Raw genomic sequence first — 16,588 nt, forward strand, 5'->3', positions numbered from 1 at the left:
AGGCGCGTCAGCGACTGTCCTCGAGACCTGTTGTGCAGCTGCCGGTTTCCGAACATCGACCGAGCACTCCCGATGGGCCTGAAGTCCGCGGTCGCCGCGGGTGTTGATCGGCGAGTCCGGTGGCGGTTGTGCGCCACCAGCATCGTCGGGCCCGCGGTCCGTCCGAGTGAATCCCGGTGGTGTGGTTCCCGGGGCCGGCACCCGGGTTATCGGGATGGCACGCGGTGTTCGAAGGTTGTCATATGGAATCCGTTGGGGTCAGCCAGGTATCCCGGGCCTCCCGATCAGCCAGACGGATTCGGCTCGCCAACACACGAAAGCCAACAGCACGAGGACAACCGCCCGGACGACGGCGGCGCCAGGGCGACCGAGGGTCGTCGCAGCTGGTAGGCCGACTACCGCGAGACCGACAGCCGTAGCCGCGTAACCGAGGAACACGCCGGGTCGCGCCGGGGCGTCGACGCCGATCATCCACGCCACGAGACCGCCTGCGGTCCAAGCGATCACAGCGACTGCGACAATCACGGTGACTCGCGTCGGCCACGCCAGTGACGGCACGGCGGTCACGCCCAGGAGCGACCACAGCGCCGTCCCTACGCAGACGGCGCAGAGCAGCAATGCCACCGAGGGATTCATTCGGCGACGGTTGCGGCTGCGACGCTCGTCGAGCCGGCGGAGGTCTCGGGTGCAGCGGCCGCTCGGTCGCGGGCGCGACGACGCCTGCGCCGCGCGTTGCGGTTCCGGATCTGCCAGGTACTGAGTCCGGTGATCATCAGCAGCAGCGGCGTCATCCCGAAGATGAACCACAGCGCCCGCCACCAGCCGTTGACCGACACCCCGTAGTGCAGGGTCGGCTGCGCCCAGTCGTCGGCGATCGTGTTGGACACCGTCGCCGGCGGCCCGGAGAACTCCTTGATCACCGACGGGTCGTGGCCATCGATCCCCAGCTCTCGGTTGCCGTGGTAGGTCGCGCTCCCCGACCACAGATCAGGCCCTCCGACAAGCAGATCCACCGAGTAGTATTCCGAACCCTCCGACGGCATTCCCACCCAGGTGGCGCGCGAGCCCGGGTAATGGCCCTGCGCGGCGGCAATTGCCTGGTCGAGGGAGATCAGAGGTCCGGTCGCCTCCGAGGTCGGCATCGTATACGCGTCGGCGGCCGGCGCGACACCTCCGGTGGCGGCGTACCACACCTTGGCGACGCCTGGGATCTCGAAGTTCATCCCGGTCAGCCCCCAGATGAGCAGCGGGATCGCAGCCACGACACCGATCACGTTGTGCAGGTCGGCGTCCCTCGCGAACCGCCCCTTGCCGACGCGCACCCGTAAGCCGTTGCGCCAGCGGCGCAGCCCTGGGTACCAGATGACGATGCCGGAGATGGCGAGAAAGACCAGCAGTAGTCCACCGAGGCCGAGAAGTAGTGCACCCCAATTCATATCGGCGGTGAACCACCCCCACCCGGCGACCACCGAGGGCTTGGCCAACCATGAGACATACCCAGGATAGCCCTCACAGGTCAGGCCACAGTCATGCAAGTTGACGAGGAAACCCAGAAATCCTCCGTCAATATCGCCGTGGCCGTTGACCTTTCCGGTACCGGCATCCACGGCCCAGGTGCCCGCGGCCGTTTCGGCGGAACTGATGAAGTACACACCGTCCTTGAGTGACAGGTACCGGGCATCGAAATCCGAGTCGGCTGCGTGGACGGCCGACACCGCATCGGCAAAACTCACCTGGCGCCCGGTGTCAGTGGTGGTGAACAGCGAGGAGTTGGTGACGCGCACCAGTTCTGGCTCGTACACCAGGATCGCGCCGCTGGTGCAGACGATCACCAGAAACAGACCCAGAGCGATCGAACTCCACCTGTGCGTCACGATCAGCGCACGTCGCACCGGCTTCTTCGAGGTTCGCCGACGGTTCGCCGATGCCCTGACACGTTCGGCCGATGAGCCGGCAACCTGTTCCGTAATCACGGTAGGGAAGGTTAGCATAACCAAACCTGAAATGGAGCAGTCCGTCTTCTCCGATGCATCACCCACTGCGCTGTCGTGCAGCAATACCTCCATGCGCAGTCAACGGGCGAAACCCGCATCCCAGCGCGACACCAGTCCGGCTCCGGTAATGAGCGGCAGATCGAGTGCCGTCACCAGGCCCGGTTGCGCATCAACGACCGCGGCAACCGAATTCACCAATCTCATTGCGGTCACGATCATCCCCGACACGTTGTGATCGCCGTTCTCACCGTGGTGGGCCAACTCCACCGACATCTGTGGCTCACCGGAGATGGTGACGCGGTAGCAGCCATCACCGTCGACGGGACTCGGCCACTGCGGACACTGCTCGGGGTGAGTGCGGGTGTAATGCTCGAGCACAATGCGGTCAACTCCGGCGACCTGGCCGACGACCTCGAAATGCAGTGCGGCCATGGTTCCCGCGGGAATCTCCACCGACACGGTCGAGTAGTCGCGACCGGCCACGATGCGCTCATGTCGTTCGATGAGCGGCTCGTCGAGCGTGAGTCCGAGTCCGGCGGCGAGCTGGCGGACGACACTGCCCCACCCCATCGCGAGCACACCCGGCAACAGGAGCAGCGGAGTGGCGTCCATCGGCTGCCCGAAACCGAAGATGTCACGCATGACCACCGGTTGGTAGTACGTCGAGTAGTCGGCGATCTCGAGGCATCGCACCTCGTCGATCCGTTGCGACAGGCTCGTCATCGACAGCGCCAGCACATCATTCGCGAATCCCGGGTCGATGCCATTGACGTGCAGGCTGGCCCCACCCGCTGCGCCCGCGGCAGCGATGCGATCGAGGAGCTTCTGATCGAGAATGCCCTGGGGGAACTGCAGCACCACCGGCCCGCTCGAGACCACGTTGACCCCCGCCTCGACGAAGGAGATGAGATCGTCGATCGCCTCGAAGATACGGTCGTCGGTCATCGCGGTGTGCACAATGGCATCGGGCGCCAGCGCGAGCAGTGCGGCCCGGTCGTCGGTCGCGAGTACACCGAGGTCCCGGCCGAGACCCGCGAGTTCGCCCGCATCCTTACCCACCTTCGCCGGGTCCGAGACCCACACCCCGGCCAGTTCGAGGTCGGGATGGGCGTCGATCCCGGCAATCGCACGTCGACCGACGGCCCCGGTCGACCACTCCACCACTCGTAACGTCACGAGCCAAACCTAGAACACGTTTCACTTTGTCGGACACGTTTTGGCCGACTGTCAACGGTAGAGTGCGCCGACGATGAGTACCGCTGAACCGATCGCCGTGACATCCAACGGCCACCGAACCCGACTGAAATGGCATCGCGCACGCAAACGCGCCGACGACCCGCCCTTCACGCGCAGCAGAATCGTGGAGGGGATGGCCGTCGGCGCGAGCGTAGAGGTCGACCTGGTGATCCACGGGTCCGGCTCATCCGCGGCGCGCGGCTTCGCGATCCTGCACGACCGCGATCTGGCCGGCACGACGACGGGCTTCGGCGACGTCGCCGAAGCCCCTGCCGATTACCTGCGATCATTGTCCCTGCGCGACAACGACGGTCATCGGATCGACGAACCGGTGACGCTGCTCGACGAACTGGGCGGTCTGCTCACCGACATTCACCCGAAGGCGCTGCTGCAGTTGGATCTCAAGCAGTCCGCGCGCGACCTCGACGAGTCGATCGTGCGGGCCTTCGTCGGGGCGGTTACACCGTTCGCCGAACACGCGATTCTCTCGTGCGGCGATGCCGATGCGGTACGCATCCTCACCGATGCGGTACCGCGCCTGCGTGTAGGGTTCGACCCCTGTCATCACGGCGCGGTCGACCGGGTACGCAGGTGGCGCACCTATCGGCGTTTCGTCGACCATGCGGTCGCCGCTTCCCCTCGGGCCGAGGTGATCTACCTCGACCGACGGCTCGTGCTGACCGTCGCCGATCGGGGCACCGACCTCGTCGCAGCGTTCCACGCCGCCGGACGCGAGATCGACATCTACACCTTCGGCCGGGCCGACGACCCCGCCATCGACCGCGCTCTTGAGTTGCGCGCCGATGCGATCACTACCGACGACCCCCACGGCGTGGCCCAGCGGTTCGGTTCGGCGACAGGGGGTTCGGGCGTCAGCCGGCCTTGATCCACTCTGCGGTGGACGGCAGCATCACGAGGATCGCCGTGCCGATCGGGAAGATCAGACCGACGAAGCTGAGAACGCCGCCTCCGAAGCCACCGCTGACGCCGTTCTGACTCAACGCAGACTCGACAGCCAGGCCCGCTATCGCCCCGATGATGCCGAACACGATCGTCACGCCACACCCCGCGGCGATCAGAATCCGGCCGATCATCTTGTGCCGCAACACCGCGACGCCACCCCAGATCAACAGCACGGCGAGCACCACATCGACGATCAGCTGCATCACAAGGATGCCGGTGTACCACCCGGGGATCTGATCCACCTCGGTCGTCAGCGCTGAGATGGCGGCGATGACGGCGATCGCAGCGATGATCCCGACAATCGCCGAGACACCTCCGAGGAAGCTCAGGACGGCCGCAGCGATCGCGGTGCCACCCGAGGGCTTGGGCGTGTACGGATCGCCGTACGGGTTCTGGGGATAGGGAACGCCGGCTCCTGCGGGTTGCCCCCACACCGGTTGCTGCCCATATGCGGGTTGCTGCCCATACGCAGGCTGCTGCCCATAGGTCGGCTGCTGCCCGTATGCAGGCTGGCCATACGGGCCGCCAGGCTGACCGTACTCGGATGATCCGGCCGCAGGAGACTGCCCGACGCCGCCGTACACCGTCTTCTGGTCCCACGGAGACGATCCTGACGTCGCACCCGGGTTGGGCTGTTGACCGTACAACTGTTGGTCATACGGCTGCGACTGTTGGCCATACGGCTGTGACTGTTGGCCATACGGCTGCGACTGTTGGCCATACGGCTGTGATCCCGAGTCGTCCTGCGGAGTGGTCATGAAGGTGCCGCCCTTTCTCCTCGATGCCCCAGATCTCACGTCCAGACACCGCGTAACGAGTGATCACCCGAGCATACGGGTATGTCTCGGCCAGCTCACTCAGCCGAACAACGCAGGCAGTGTTCCCTCGTAAGCGGTGCGCAGTTCCTCGAGGGTGACCTCGAACTGGTCCTGCACACTCACCGAATCGCTGCCCTGATCGACGACGCCGATGCGGGTCCACGGCATGCCCCGGGCGTCGAGCATCGCAACGAAACGCGACTCCTCGGTGCGCGGCACCGCCACCAACACCCGACCGGTCGACTCGGAGAACAGCCAGACGAACGGATCGGCACCCTCGGGCAGCAACACCCGGCAGCCGGTCTCGCCGGCGAGCGCCGACTCGACGACGGTCTGGATCAGCCCACCCTCGGAGAGGTCATGGGCAGCAGAGACCAGGCCGTCGCGGGACGCGGCGGTGAGGATGTCGCCGAGCAGCTTCTCGTGGTCGAGGTCGACCTCCGGCGCCACTCCCCCGAGGTGATCATGGGCGACCTGCGCCCAGATCGAGCCGTCGAACTCGTCCCGGGTCCGTCCGAGCAGGATGAGTGTCTCGCCGGGCTCGGTGCCGAATCCGGTGGGGATGCGGCGCCGGACGTCGTCGATCACGCCTAGCACGCCGACCACCGGTGTCGGCAGGATCGCCGTGGCGCCGGTCTGGTTGTAAAAGCTGACGTTGCCACCGGTCACGGGGATACCGAGCTGCGCGCATCCGTCGGCCAGACCGCGAACCGCTTGCTGGAACTGCCACATCACCGCAGGGTCTTCGGGTGACCCGAAGTTGAGGCAGTTGGTGACGGCCTTCGGCGTCGCACCGGATGTGGCGACGTTGCGATAGGCCTCGGCGAGCGCGAGTTGCGCGCCGCGATAGGGGTCGAGATAGGTGTAACGGCCCGACGCGTCGGTGGCCAGCGCGATCCCACGGCCGGTGCGCTCGTCGATCCGGATCATTCCGGAGTCGGCATTCTCGGCGAGCACGGTATTGCCACGCACGTACCGGTCGTACTGCTCGGTGATGAACTTGCGGCTGCACAGCGCGGGCGAGGCCAACATCGTCAACAGGGTCCCGCGCAGTTCGTCCGGTGTCGACGGCCGAGCCAGTGACGCGGCGCCGTCGGCGATGACCTCGTCCTGCCACTCCGGTCGGGCGAGGGGCCGCTCATAGACCGGCCCGTCGTGGGCGACGGTGCGCGGCGGCACGTCGACGACGGTCTCACCGTTCCAGGTGATCTCCAGGTGATCGCCGTCGGTGACCTCCCCGATGACCGTCGCCAGCACGTCCCACTTGCGGCACACCGCCAGGAAGGCATCCACATTCTCCGGCGTGACCACCGCGCACATGCGTTCCTGGGATTCGCTCGAGAGCACCTCTGCCGGCGTCATGCCGACCGCACGCATGGGCACCTTCTCCAGCTCGATCCGCATACCGCCGTCGCCGGCAGCAGCCAATTCTGAGGTGGCACAAGACAATCCGGCGCCGCCGAGATCTTGGATACCCACCACCAGCCCCGCGTGGTAGAGCTCCAGGCAGCATTCGATGAGCACCTTCTCGGTGAACGGGTCCCCGACCTGCACGCTCGGGAGTTTCTTGCGATTCGGCCCGGCCTCCCCCGAATCGTCGAAGGTCTCCGACGCCAGCACCGACACACCGCCGATGCCGTCGAGCCCGGTACGCGCACCGAACAGGATGATCTTGTTGCCCGCGCCGCTGGCGAACGCCAGGTGCAGATCCTCGGTGCGCAGCACACCTGCACACAGCGCGTTGACGAGCGGGTTGCCTGCGTAGCTGGCGTCGAAGACAGTCTCGCCGCCGACGTTCGGCAGGCCCAGCGAATTACCGTAGCCACCGACCCCACGCACCACGCCATCGACGACCCGCCGGGTATCGGGGGCGTCGGCAGGGCCAAAGCGCAGTTGGTCCATCACCGCGATCGGACGCGCACCCATTGCCATGATGTCGCGCACGATGCCGCCGACGCCGGTCGCCGCACCCTGGTAGGGCTCGACGTAACTCGGGTGATTATGCGATTCGACCTTGAAGGTCACCGCCCAGCCGTCGCCCACGTCGACGACGCCGGCGTTCTCACCGATCCCGGCGAGCATCCCGGCCCGCATCTCGTCGGTGGTGGTCTCCCCGAAGTACCGCAGATGCACCTTCGAGGACTTGTACGAGCAATGCTCGGACCACATCACCGAGTACATCGCCAGCTCAGCATCGGTGGGTCGGCGTCCGAGGATCTCGCGGATGCGGTCGTACTCGTCGTCCTTGAGACCGAGTTCACGGTAGGGCTGGGGATGATCGGGGGACTGGGCGGCTGCGGAGACGGTGTCCACATGAGTCTGATCGCTCACCCGGCCATGATAGACGTGGACAACGCAGCCTCGTGAGTCCACACAATCCACAGGCAGCGAGGGTATTGGTGTACGTCATCTCCCCGTGACGCACGCCACCGATTAGGCTCCCCACAGGGTCCGAAGCGGGGGGAGTTCTCGATGGTCGACGTCGGCAGGGCACGACAACTGTTCGAACTCGGCGTGCTGTCGATGGGTATTGCGGTCGAGGGCACCGATCCGGTGGACAACCCGCAGCAGGCGGCACTCGCCTTCACTCGTGCGAGCGAGTGGGACCCGGGCATGGCCGACGCCTGGATCGGCCGTCTCGCGTGCGGACCGGCGGCCATCGGTACGGGCGATGCGGTCAACGAGGCGCTGCTCGCGGTGTATCGCCACCGCGATGCGATCGGTCGCGAACAGCGCCGTCTCGGGCTGCCGCCGGGACTTCTCGTCGGCCGCTGGTACACCGGGATGTTCATCGACTATCCACTCGTCGACGCCGACCACGCCGTCGCCGCGTACGCCGCCACCCTCATCCGCGGACACGATCTCGCCGGGGCCGCCGAGGTCCTGTCACAGATCACCGGCGACGCACCGATCGCCGAGTTCATGACAGGCGTGCTGCACTTCTCGGCGCAGCGCTGGCCCGATGTCCTGACCGCACTGGGGCGAACCGACTCCTGGGCCGACGAGTATCTGGGCAGCGCCGCCGACTACATGTGCGGCAGCGCGTGCGTGCAGCTGGGCATGTTCACCGAGGGGCTGCGCCGACTGCAGCGGGCCATCGACGGCCCGATCCCCTCCTGCGCGACCCGGGCGCTGTTCGCTCTCGGGCTCGCCCGGCGGGAGACCGGACAGGAGGATCAGGCCCGCGCGGCATTCGAGCAGGCATTCTCCCGGGATCCGACGTTCACCGCGGCCGCCGACGCGATGCGCAGCCAAACTCTGCGGCTGACCGTAACGAGCACCGAGGAGATCGCGGCGCGGGCCAACATGTGGGACCCGGCGTCGATACTCCGCACCGACGCCCCGGCCGCGGCCGACAGCGACGAACTCGTCGCCCGTGCGCAACGGGAACTCGACGCGCAGATCGGTCTGGATTCGGTCAAAGAACAAGTGGCCAAACTGAAGTCGGCGGCGACACTGGCCCGGATCCGGGCCGATCGCGGGCTGTCGACGTCGGCACGCAGCCTGCATCTCGCCTTTACCGGGCCACCGGGAACCGGTAAGACAACGATCGCCCGGGTGATCGCCACGCTCTACTGCGGGCTCGGATTCATCAAGTCCGACAAGGTGGTCGAGGCGACCCGGCGTGACCTGGTCGGTGAGCACCTCGGCTCCACCGCGATCAAGACGTCAACGCTGATCGACTCCGCGATGGACGGTGTGCTATTCATCGACGAGGCGTACACGCTGATCCAACAAGGCCTTTCCGGTGGTGACGCCTTCGGTCGGGAGGCCGTGGACACCCTGCTCGCGCGAATGGAAGACGACCGCGACCGGCTGGTGGTCATCATCGCCGGCTACGATGCCGAGATCGACCGCTTCCTCGCCGCCAACGAGGGGTTGGGCTCGCGCTTCGCCCGTCGCGTCCGGTTCGAGTCCTACACTCCGAGCGAGCTGGCCCGCATCGGCGAGTTCCTGGCCGCGCAACGGGATTCGATCCTCACGCCGGAAGCGATGGCCGAGCTCGAGCAGGGCTGCACACCGCTATATCACGATGTGCGCCAGGGCCCCGGCGGAACACAGCGGGCCACCGACCTCGCCGGCAACGGCCGGTTCATCCGCAACATCATCGAGGCCGCAGAGGAAGAACGTGAGGTGCGCCTGTCGGCGGGCGGCGATCTGGAGAACCTCACCCACGACGAACTGATGCGGATTGAGATCGCCGACCTGCGTGCCGCGCTGAACTCGGTGCTGTCGGGGCTGGCATCGGCAAAAACTCTCCGATGAACCCCGAGTCACCCATGAGTACCGAGTCACTATGAGTACACGCCGAATCCGAGTGGTCACCATCTCGCTGGCCGCGGTGGTGTTCGCGGCGGTCCCCGCGTGCACCGTCAGCGGCGACCCGGTGGCCGACCCGGCCGCCGCGTCGATCTCCACGACGACCACCGACCCCGACGCCACCACCGACTCCCCCGATCCCGACGACTCCACGGCTCCCGATGCGACAGAACCGGATGCCACCCAGCCCGATTCGAGCACCGAAGCGCCGATCAGCGACGTGCCCGCGCCACCGAACTCGACGACGATGACGTGCCGCCAGTTCGTGACGCTGGATCGGTCGACGCAGGCGGCGGTGTTGCGCGCCAACGGCGCCACCGCCGACGACACCCGACTCGGGGTGGTCATCGACATTTACACCGCCGTGTGTCCCGGCTACCCCGATGCGCTGATCGCCGACCTCGTCGCCGGACGCCTACCGAACTGACCCTGGGGCGCGACCCGCCGGGGGTTCTCAGCTCGCAGACGTCACCGCGATGATCCGTTCGGTGAGCTCTGGTCGGCAGATCACCAAGTCGGGCAAGTAGGTGTCGTCGCGGTTGTAGGCCAGCGACGAGCCGTCGATCCGGCCGCACCACAAGCCTTTTGCCTGTGCCACGGCGACCGGCGCCGCCGAATCCCACTCGTACTGGCCACCGGCGTGCACGTAGGCATCGGCCTCACCGCGCACCACGGCCATCGCCTTGGCGCCTGCCGATCCCATCGACAACACCTCGCCGCCGATCGCGTCGGCCACCGGCTGCGAGAACGCCGGGGGCCGTGAGCCACTCACCACCACCCGCGGCAGCTCGCCCTTCGGGGTACTCGCCAGCCCGTCGGTGGGCGTGATCGGGAGGTCGTCGTCGACATAGGTGACCGCCAACGCAGGCAGGGCCACGGCCCCCGCGATCAGTGTGCCGCCACCATCGGCCGACCACAGCGCCACATGGACAGCCCAGTCGGCGTGTCCGTGCATGCCGTATTCGCGGGTGCCGTCGACCGGGTCGACGATCCACACGCGCTGCGCACCCAATCGCGACTTGTCGTCGGCGGACTCCTCCGAGAGCACCGCATCATCTGGCCGTTCCTCGGCCAGACGGCGCATCAGCAGGTCGTTGGAGCGCAGGTCCCCCGCCTTGCCGAGGTCTTTGCCCGTCAAGCCACTCGTTGCGCGAAGCTCAAGCAGCAGATGCCCTGCGGCCGTTGCCAACTCACCTGCGAGTGCTCGATCGTCCATCCTCGTCTCCCATGTTCGATTCCTCGATCGGCCCGCGACGTCCCCGCTGGCCACGACCTGAGCATTACAGGCCCAGATTACGCAGGACCGCGTCGGCAGCTGCCGACGGGGAACCGTCTGCGGGGGTCACGACGAGGTCGGCGTGCTCGGGGCGCTCGTACGGCGAGTCGATGCCGGTGAATTGGCTGATCTCACCACGTCGGGCCCTGGCGTACAGCCCTTTCGGATCACGCCGCTCGCATTCGTCGAGGGGGGTATCGACGAAGATCTCGAAGAACGGCAGCCCGCGTTCGGCATGGATCTCTCGCGCCCGGGTGCGCTCGTCACCGAACGGCGAGATGAGAGAGACGATCGCGATGGCTCCGGAGTCGGCGAACAGTGCCGCGACCTCGGCGGTGCGCCGGATGTTCTCGCGGCGATCGTCGTCGCCGAATCCGAGGTCGGAGTTCAGTCCGTGCCGCAGGTTGTCGCCGTCCATCAAGTAGGCGGGTCGACCCTCGGCGACGAATCGCCTCTCGAGTTCCATTGCCAGCGAGGACTTACCGGACCCCGACAGTCCGGTCAGCCAGACCGTCGCGCCGACGTACGGCCGGTGCTCTCGACCGACCTTGGTGGTCTGCCAGACGATATGGCTATCGTGGCTGACCGGGGCGGTGATCATGCCGGCACCGACCGTCTTGTTGGTGGCCTCGTCGATGAGGATGAAGCTCCCGGTTTCCCGGTTGCGCCGATACGAATCGAACATGACGGGCTGCTGCGTGCGCAGCGTCACGCGCGCGATCTCGTTGAGGTGCAACGCCGTCGCCGCCTCGTCACGGTGCAGTGTGTTCACGTCGAGACGATAGGTGAGACCGGTGATCTCGGCGCGGGTGGTACGTGTACCCGCCATCAGCGCGAACCTGCTGTGCTCGGTCAGCCTCGAGTCCTCCGAGAACCAGCACACCATCGCATCGACGTCGCGACCCACGTAGGGCCGGTTGTTCGGTCGGGCGAGCATGTCACCACGGACGATGTCGATCTCGTCGGCGAGTTCGATCGAGCACGCCATCGAGGCGAACGCCTCGTCAACCTTCGTCCCACCGGGGCCCCAGATCTCGGTGATGGTGGTGGTAAAACCACTGGGTAGCACCACGATCTCGTCACCGCGGGCGAAGACCCCGCCGGCCACCGTGCCGGCGTAGGCGCGGTGATCAGCGCCGTCGCTGCGCTGCGGCCGGATCACGTACTGCACCGGCATCCGCGCGTCGATGAGGTTGCGGTCGGAGGCGATGTGCACGTTCTCCAGATGGCTCAACAATGTTCGGCCCTGATACCAGTCCATCGCCACCGAGGAGTCGACGACGTTGTCACCACGCAGTGCCGAGATCGGAATGAAGGTGATCTCACCGACGTTGAGTTTGGCCGCAAAATCGACGAATTCCGAACATATCTCGTCAAAACGCGCCCGGGACCACTCGACGAGGTCCATCTTGTTGACGCACACCGTCAAGTGCGGGATGCCGAGCAGCGACGACAGGAAGGCGTGCCGCCGGGTCTGTTCGAGAACCCCTTTGCGCGCATCGATGAGAATGATCGCGAGATTCGCGGTCGACGCGCCGGTGACCATGTTGCGGGTGTACTGCACGTGCCCCGGGGTATCGGCGATGATGAATTTTCTTCTCGGCGTGGAGAAGTAGCGGTAGGCGACGTCGATAGTGATGCCTTGTTCACGTTCGGCGCGCAATCCGTCGGTAAGCAACGCCAGATTCGCGTACTCGTCGCCGCGCTCGGCGCTGGTCCGTTCAATCGACTCGAGCTGATCGGCGAAGATCGACTTCGCATCGAAGAGCAGGCGCCCGATCAGCGTCGATTTCCCGTCATCGACCGATCCCGCTGTCGCGATACGGAGGAGTTCTCCGGTGGCGCCTGGCATCTCGGCCTGAGACCCCGGACTCTGGGGCATCGGACTCTGGGGCATCGGAATCTGCGACATCAGAAGTAGCCTTCCTTCTTGCGATCTTCCATACCCGCTTCGGAGATGCGGTCGTCGGCGCGGGTGGCGCCTCGTTCGGTGATCCGCGTCGCCGCCACCTCCGCGATGACCTCCTCGACGGTGTCGGCGTCGCTGAGGACGCAGCCCGTGCAGGTCGCGTCGCCCACCGTCCGGAATCGCACGCGCTCGGTGTGGGGTTGCTCCCCCGGCAGTCGCTCGAGGAACCGCGTGTCGGCCAACAGCATTCCGTCGCGCGGTATCACCTGACGCTCGTGGGCGTAGTAGATGGACGGCAACTCGATGTGCTGTTCGGCGATGTACTGCCAGATGTCGAGTTCGGTCCAGTTGCTCAGCGGGAACACCCGGATGTGCTCGCCCTTGTGGTGGCGGCCGTTGTAGAGGTGCCACAGCTCGGGCCGCTGGGCGCGGGGGTCCCACGTGCCGAATTCGTCCCGGAAACTGAAGACGCGTTCCTTTGCCCGAGCCTTCTCCTCGTCGCGGCGCGCCCCACCGAACACCGCATCGAATCCGTTCTCGGTGATGCCGCGCAGCAAGGCGGTGGTCTGGAGCCGATTGCGGCTCGCGCCTGGGCCGGTCTGCTCGACGACGCGACCGGCGTCGATGTCGTCCTGCACCGAACTGACCACAAGCCGCACGCCGGTCACGGCCACGACCCGGTCACGGTAGTCGATGACCTCGTCGAAGTTGTGGCCGGTGTCGACGTGCATGAGCGGGAAAGGGATCGGGGCAGGCCAGAACGCCCGGCGAGCGAGGTGGAACATCACCACCGAGTCCTTGCCGCCGGAGAACAGCAAGACCGGCCGTTCGAAGGTCGCCGCGACCTCACGGAAGATGTGGACCGACTCGGCCTCGAGCGCGTCGAGATGGCTCAGCTCGTAGTGCCCGCGTACGGGCGTGCTCGCGGATGACGCTGTCACTCTTCGCTCCCTTGACATGTCGAATATTCGACATTCAGTATTGACTATGTGACGGATACGCTAGGCGCTACAGGCCAGACGGGTCAACATCCACCCCACTCGTCGGTGACACGGTCGCCTTCGCCGCCGACTGCACGCGTCGTGGAGATCATCGAGATCCTCGGGATTGCCGACGGCCCGTTGTCCCTCGCCGACATTGTCCGCCGCACGGGGCACTCGCGCGCCACGGCACACGCGATCCTCGGCGAATTGACAGCCCGCGGATGGACCACGCGCCTTCCCGATGGAAGCTATTCGCTGGGTGGTCGTCTCGTCGGCCTCGCCGTCGCGATCTCGCGGGCCGATCACCTCACCCGTCGAGCCGGCCCTGTCCTCGACGCACTCGCCGAACAGGTGGGCCTGCACTGTTTCCTGGCACGACGGGTCGGTGACGAGATCACCATCGTGGTGGGGTCGGCACCACCGGGCCGAGCCCCGGGCTCGGCGGAGTTGCTGACAGCCAATGCCAGGATGCCGTTACGTCCGCCGGCCTGCCGCGAGTTTCTCGCCTGGGCGCCACCGGCCGAGCGCGCGTCGTGGATCGCCACGGCTCCGGCACCGCTGCGCACCCGTCTGGCACTCGTCCTCGACGCTATCCGCGACCGCGGCGCCTCGATCGAGCGGATGACCGACGACCACGTGGCTCTGATGGCCACGCTGGACTCATTGAAGGTGCCCGCGGGTGTTCGACTGCGTGTCGACGAACTCCTCGAGCAAATCAGCACCATCGACTACCTACCCGACGAACTCGGCGACAATACGATCGCCGCGGTCACCATCGGCGCACCGGTGTTCGACGCCGCCGGTGCCGTCCACGCCTCGGTCGTCGTCTGCCCGCGCGGCCACGTCGATCGCACCGAGCTCGATCGCCTCGTCGACGCGGCACGTGGGTGCGCCGCGGGACTCTCCGAGCACTGTCGCGCCGTCTCGCCCTAGAGCTGACGATCCGGGCAGTCACGGCCTGCCACGCCCGCACTACCAACCAAGCACTTGCTAGGTTACGCTCGGTGGCATGAGCGACGCCGTCATCCCACCACCCCTGGGTCCCGACGATCTCGGACCCGACACCTCCCCGGTCGCCTATGAGGTCGGCGGTCCGGCCGACGCGGTCGCGTATGTGACCCTCAACCGACCCGAGTACCGCAACGCGCAGAACTCGGTGATGACCTATTCGCTCGACGCCGCGTTTCGCAAGGCCGTCGACGACAAGTCGGTGAAGGTCATCGTGTTGCGGGCCAACGGCAAGCACTTCTCAGCCGGCCACGACATCGGTACTCCCGAGCGCGATGTCGAGACCTACTACGAGAATGCTGCTGTCCTGCACTGGGATCACACCGGCAAGTCTGGTGCCGATCAGCGACTGGCCCGCGAGACGGAGGTCTACCTGGGAATGTGCCGCCGGTGGCGCGACATCCCCAAGCCGATGATCGCGGCGGTACACGGGGCATGTATCGCCGGCGGGCTCATGCTGGCGTGGGTCTGCGACTTCATCGTCGCCTCCGACGACGCATTCTTCTCCGACCCGGTCGCCCGCATGGGAATTCCCGGCGTCGAGTACTTCGCCCATGCGTATGTCCTCGGCCCCCGCCGGGCCAAGGAGATCTTGTTCACCGGCGAACGTTTCACCGCGACCCAGGCCGCCGAGTGGGGCATGGTCAATCATGTCGTCGAACGAGATGGACTCGCGGGCAAAGTGAACAGCATCGCGGAGAAGATCGTCGAGATGCCGATGCAGGGCCTGTTCTTGTCGAAGAAGGCGGTCAACATCTGCGAGGACCAGATGGGCATGCGCAACGCGATGGACTCGGTCTTCGGTTGGCACCACTTCGCACACTCGGCCAACGCCGAATCCTCCGGCGGGGATTCGTTGGGAGGGATGGATACGAAGTCGATGAAGAGTGCTGCCGCCGGGTCGGGGTCCTGACGTGGACTATCTGTTGGATGATGCGGCACAAGCATTTCGCGCGGAGATCCGCAGCTGGCTCGCCGAGCATGTTCCCTCAGAGCCACTGCCGTCGATGGACACCGCCGAGGGCTTCGAGGCACATCGCTCGTGGGAGCGAACGATGGCAGCCGACGCGATGTCGGTGGTCAGCTGGCCCGAGGAGTACGGCGGTCGTGACGAGCCCCTGCTGCACTGGCTGATCTTCGAGGAAGAGTATTACCGATCCGGCGCACCCGGCAGGGTCAGCCAGAATGGCGTCTTCCTGTTGGCGCCCACCCTGTTCGAGCACGCGAGCACCGAGCAACTGTCCCGGATCATGCCGCGGATGGCACGCGCCGACGACATCTGGGGTCAGGCGTGGAGCGAACCGGAAGCCGGTAGCGACCTGGCGTCGCTGCGCTCGAGTGCCACCCGCACCGACGGCGGATGGCTGCTCAATGGCCAGAAGACCTGGAGTTCGCGGTCGTCCTTCGCCGATCGCGCATTCGGCTTGTTCCGGACCGACAAGTCCGAGCAACGACATAAGGGCTTGACCTACTTCATGTTCGACCTGCATGTCGACGGGGTGACGGTGCGTCCGATCGCCCAGCTCGACGGCGAACCCGGTTTCGCCGAACTGTTCCTCGAAGACGTATTCGTCCCCGATGACCCGGCTGATCCCGCAGCATCGGGGGTGATCGGAGAGGTCGACGACGGGTGGCGGGTGGCGATGAGTACCGCCGCCAACGAGCGCGGACTGTCACTGCGTTCCCCCGGCCGGTTCCTCGCGACCACCGACCGGCTCGTCGAACTGTGGAAGGCACGCGGCGAGAGTGTTCCACCGACCGCGGCGACCGATAGGAGCGTCGCGGACGCGTGGATCGGCTCTCGCGCATACGAATTGTCGACGTATCAGACGGTGAGCCGACTCGCCGCCGGCGGACAGCTCGGCCTGGAGTCGTCGATCAACAAGGTGTTCTGGAGTCAGTGGGACATCGCAGCACACCAGACCGCCCTGGACCTTCAGGGCTCCGACGCCGAACTCGACGATGCGTGGCTCGACGGTTACCTGTTCTCGCTGTCGGGACCGATCTATGCCGGCACCAACGAGATTCAACGCAATGTGATCGCCGAGCGACTCCTCGGCCTACCGCGGGGGGATCGCTGA

At 66.3% G+C, this 16,588-nt stretch carries 14 protein-coding genes; 6 read left to right on the top strand and 8 right to left on the bottom strand.

From position 1 onward, the window contains the following. Window positions 1-258: 258 nt before the first annotated feature. The 3 genes from EF294_RS11955 to EF294_RS11965 all read right to left on the bottom strand — a co-directional run bounded on the left by EF294_RS11955 (window position 259) and on the right by EF294_RS11965 (window position 3,170). Window positions 259-636, bottom strand: coding sequence for a hypothetical protein (locus EF294_RS11955; protein ID WP_123929985.1), 378 nt, complete (start codon window positions 634-636; stop codon window positions 259-261). Further along, window positions 633-1,973, bottom strand: a complete 1,341-nt coding sequence (locus EF294_RS11960) for a PepSY-associated TM helix domain-containing protein (protein WP_246007815.1) — start codon at window positions 1,971-1,973, stop codon at window positions 633-635. The genes EF294_RS11955 and EF294_RS11960 overlap by 4 nt, the downstream gene beginning before the upstream one ends. A gap of 99 nt (window positions 1,974-2,072) precedes the next feature. Then, complete coding sequence (locus tag EF294_RS11965; RefSeq protein ID WP_123929987.1) at window positions 2,073-3,170, bottom strand: NAD(P)H-dependent amine dehydrogenase family protein; 1,098 nt, start codon at window positions 3,168-3,170, stop codon at window positions 2,073-2,075. A gap of 73 nt (window positions 3,171-3,243) precedes the next feature. On the opposite strand from EF294_RS11965, the gene EF294_RS11970 reads away from it, so the two are divergent. Beyond that, on the top strand, window positions 3,244-4,116 hold the full coding sequence (locus EF294_RS11970; RefSeq protein ID WP_123929990.1) for a glycerophosphodiester phosphodiesterase: 873 nt from the start codon (window positions 3,244-3,246) through the stop codon (window positions 4,114-4,116). Here the strand turns inward: EF294_RS11970 and EF294_RS22460 are convergent. Both EF294_RS22460 and purL read right to left on the bottom strand, forming a co-directional pair. Beyond that, window positions 4,103-4,951, bottom strand: a complete 849-nt coding sequence (locus tag EF294_RS22460; RefSeq protein ID WP_281276001.1) for a DUF7937 domain-containing protein — start codon at window positions 4,949-4,951, stop codon at window positions 4,103-4,105. The genes EF294_RS11970 and EF294_RS22460 overlap by 14 nt on opposite strands. A 99-nt stretch (window positions 4,952-5,050) precedes the next feature. Then, on the bottom strand, window positions 5,051-7,342 hold the full coding sequence (gene purL, locus EF294_RS11980) for a phosphoribosylformylglycinamidine synthase subunit PurL (RefSeq protein WP_246007816.1): 2,292 nt from the start codon (window positions 7,340-7,342) through the stop codon (window positions 5,051-5,053). A gap of 141 nt (window positions 7,343-7,483) precedes the next feature. On the opposite strand from purL, the gene eccA reads away from it, so the two are divergent. Beyond that, window positions 7,484-9,277, top strand: coding sequence for a type VII secretion AAA-ATPase EccA (gene eccA / locus EF294_RS11985; protein WP_123929994.1), 1,794 nt, complete (start codon window positions 7,484-7,486; stop codon window positions 9,275-9,277). A 31-nt stretch (window positions 9,278-9,308) separates the two neighbouring features. Next, window positions 9,309-9,758, top strand: a complete 450-nt coding sequence (locus EF294_RS11990) for a hypothetical protein (RefSeq protein ID WP_123929997.1) — start codon at window positions 9,309-9,311, stop codon at window positions 9,756-9,758. A 27-nt stretch (window positions 9,759-9,785) separates the two neighbouring features. Here the strand turns inward: EF294_RS11990 and EF294_RS11995 are convergent, their stop codons facing one another. The 3 genes from EF294_RS11995 to cysD form a co-directional block, all read right to left on the bottom strand. Then, window positions 9,786-10,547, bottom strand: coding sequence for a 3'(2'),5'-bisphosphate nucleotidase CysQ (locus EF294_RS11995; protein WP_123930000.1), 762 nt, complete (start codon window positions 10,545-10,547; stop codon window positions 9,786-9,788). 64 nt (window positions 10,548-10,611) lie between these two features. After that, window positions 10,612-12,459 carry an adenylyl-sulfate kinase gene (cysC, locus tag EF294_RS12000; protein WP_123930003.1) on the bottom strand — a complete coding sequence of 616 codons (1,848 nt, stop codon included), beginning with the start codon at window positions 12,457-12,459 and terminating at the stop codon, window positions 10,612-10,614. Between the two features lie 59 nt (window positions 12,460-12,518). After that, the gene (cysD, locus tag EF294_RS12005) at window positions 12,519-13,475 is read right to left on the bottom strand and encodes a sulfate adenylyltransferase subunit CysD (protein WP_185091048.1); all 957 of its coding nucleotides are present in this window, start codon (window positions 13,473-13,475) and stop codon (window positions 12,519-12,521) included. A gap of 87 nt (window positions 13,476-13,562) precedes the next feature. On the opposite strand from cysD, the gene EF294_RS12010 reads away from it, so the two are divergent. The 3 genes from EF294_RS12010 (at window position 13,563) to EF294_RS12020 (ending at window position 16,588) form a co-directional block, all read left to right on the top strand. Next, on the top strand, window positions 13,563-14,432 hold the full coding sequence (locus EF294_RS12010; protein WP_246007817.1) for an IclR family transcriptional regulator: 870 nt from the start codon (window positions 13,563-13,565) through the stop codon (window positions 14,430-14,432). A gap of 76 nt (window positions 14,433-14,508) precedes the next feature. Beyond that, window positions 14,509-15,420, top strand: coding sequence for an enoyl-CoA hydratase (locus EF294_RS12015; RefSeq protein WP_123930009.1), 912 nt, complete (start codon window positions 14,509-14,511; stop codon window positions 15,418-15,420). Between the two features lies 1 nt (window position 15,421). After that, window positions 15,422-16,588, top strand: a complete 1,167-nt coding sequence (locus EF294_RS12020) for an acyl-CoA dehydrogenase family protein (RefSeq protein WP_123930013.1) — start codon at window positions 15,422-15,424, stop codon at window positions 16,586-16,588.

This window comes from Gordonia oryzae (assembly GCF_003797185.1).
Classification (GTDB): Bacteria; Actinomycetota; Actinomycetes; order Mycobacteriales; family Mycobacteriaceae; genus Gordonia; species Gordonia oryzae.

Coding starts and splice junctions, on each gene's coding strand:
- EF294_RS11970 (WP_123929990.1), top strand. CDS start 3,244: ATGAGTACCGCTGAACCGATCGCCGTGACATCCAACGGCCACCGAACC.
- cysD (WP_185091048.1), bottom strand. CDS start 13,475: ATGTCAAGGGAGCGAAGAGTGACAGCGTCATCCGCGAGCACGCCCGTA.
- cysC (WP_123930003.1), bottom strand. CDS start 12,459: ATGCCAGGCGCCACCGGAGAACTCCTCCGTATCGCGACAGCGGGATCG.
- EF294_RS22460 (WP_281276001.1), bottom strand. CDS start 4,951: ATGACCACTCCGCAGGACGACTCGGGATCACAGCCGTATGGCCAACAG.
- EF294_RS12015 (WP_123930009.1), top strand. CDS start 14,509: ATGAGCGACGCCGTCATCCCACCACCCCTGGGTCCCGACGATCTCGGA.
- EF294_RS11990 (WP_123929997.1), top strand. CDS start 9,309: ATGAGTACACGCCGAATCCGAGTGGTCACCATCTCGCTGGCCGCGGTG.
- eccA (WP_123929994.1), top strand. CDS start 7,484: ATGGTCGACGTCGGCAGGGCACGACAACTGTTCGAACTCGGCGTGCTG.
- EF294_RS11995 (WP_123930000.1), bottom strand. CDS start 10,547: ATGGACGATCGAGCACTCGCAGGTGAGTTGGCAACGGCCGCAGGGCAT.
- EF294_RS11955 (WP_123929985.1), bottom strand. CDS start 636: ATGAATCCCTCGGTGGCATTGCTGCTCTGCGCCGTCTGCGTAGGGACG.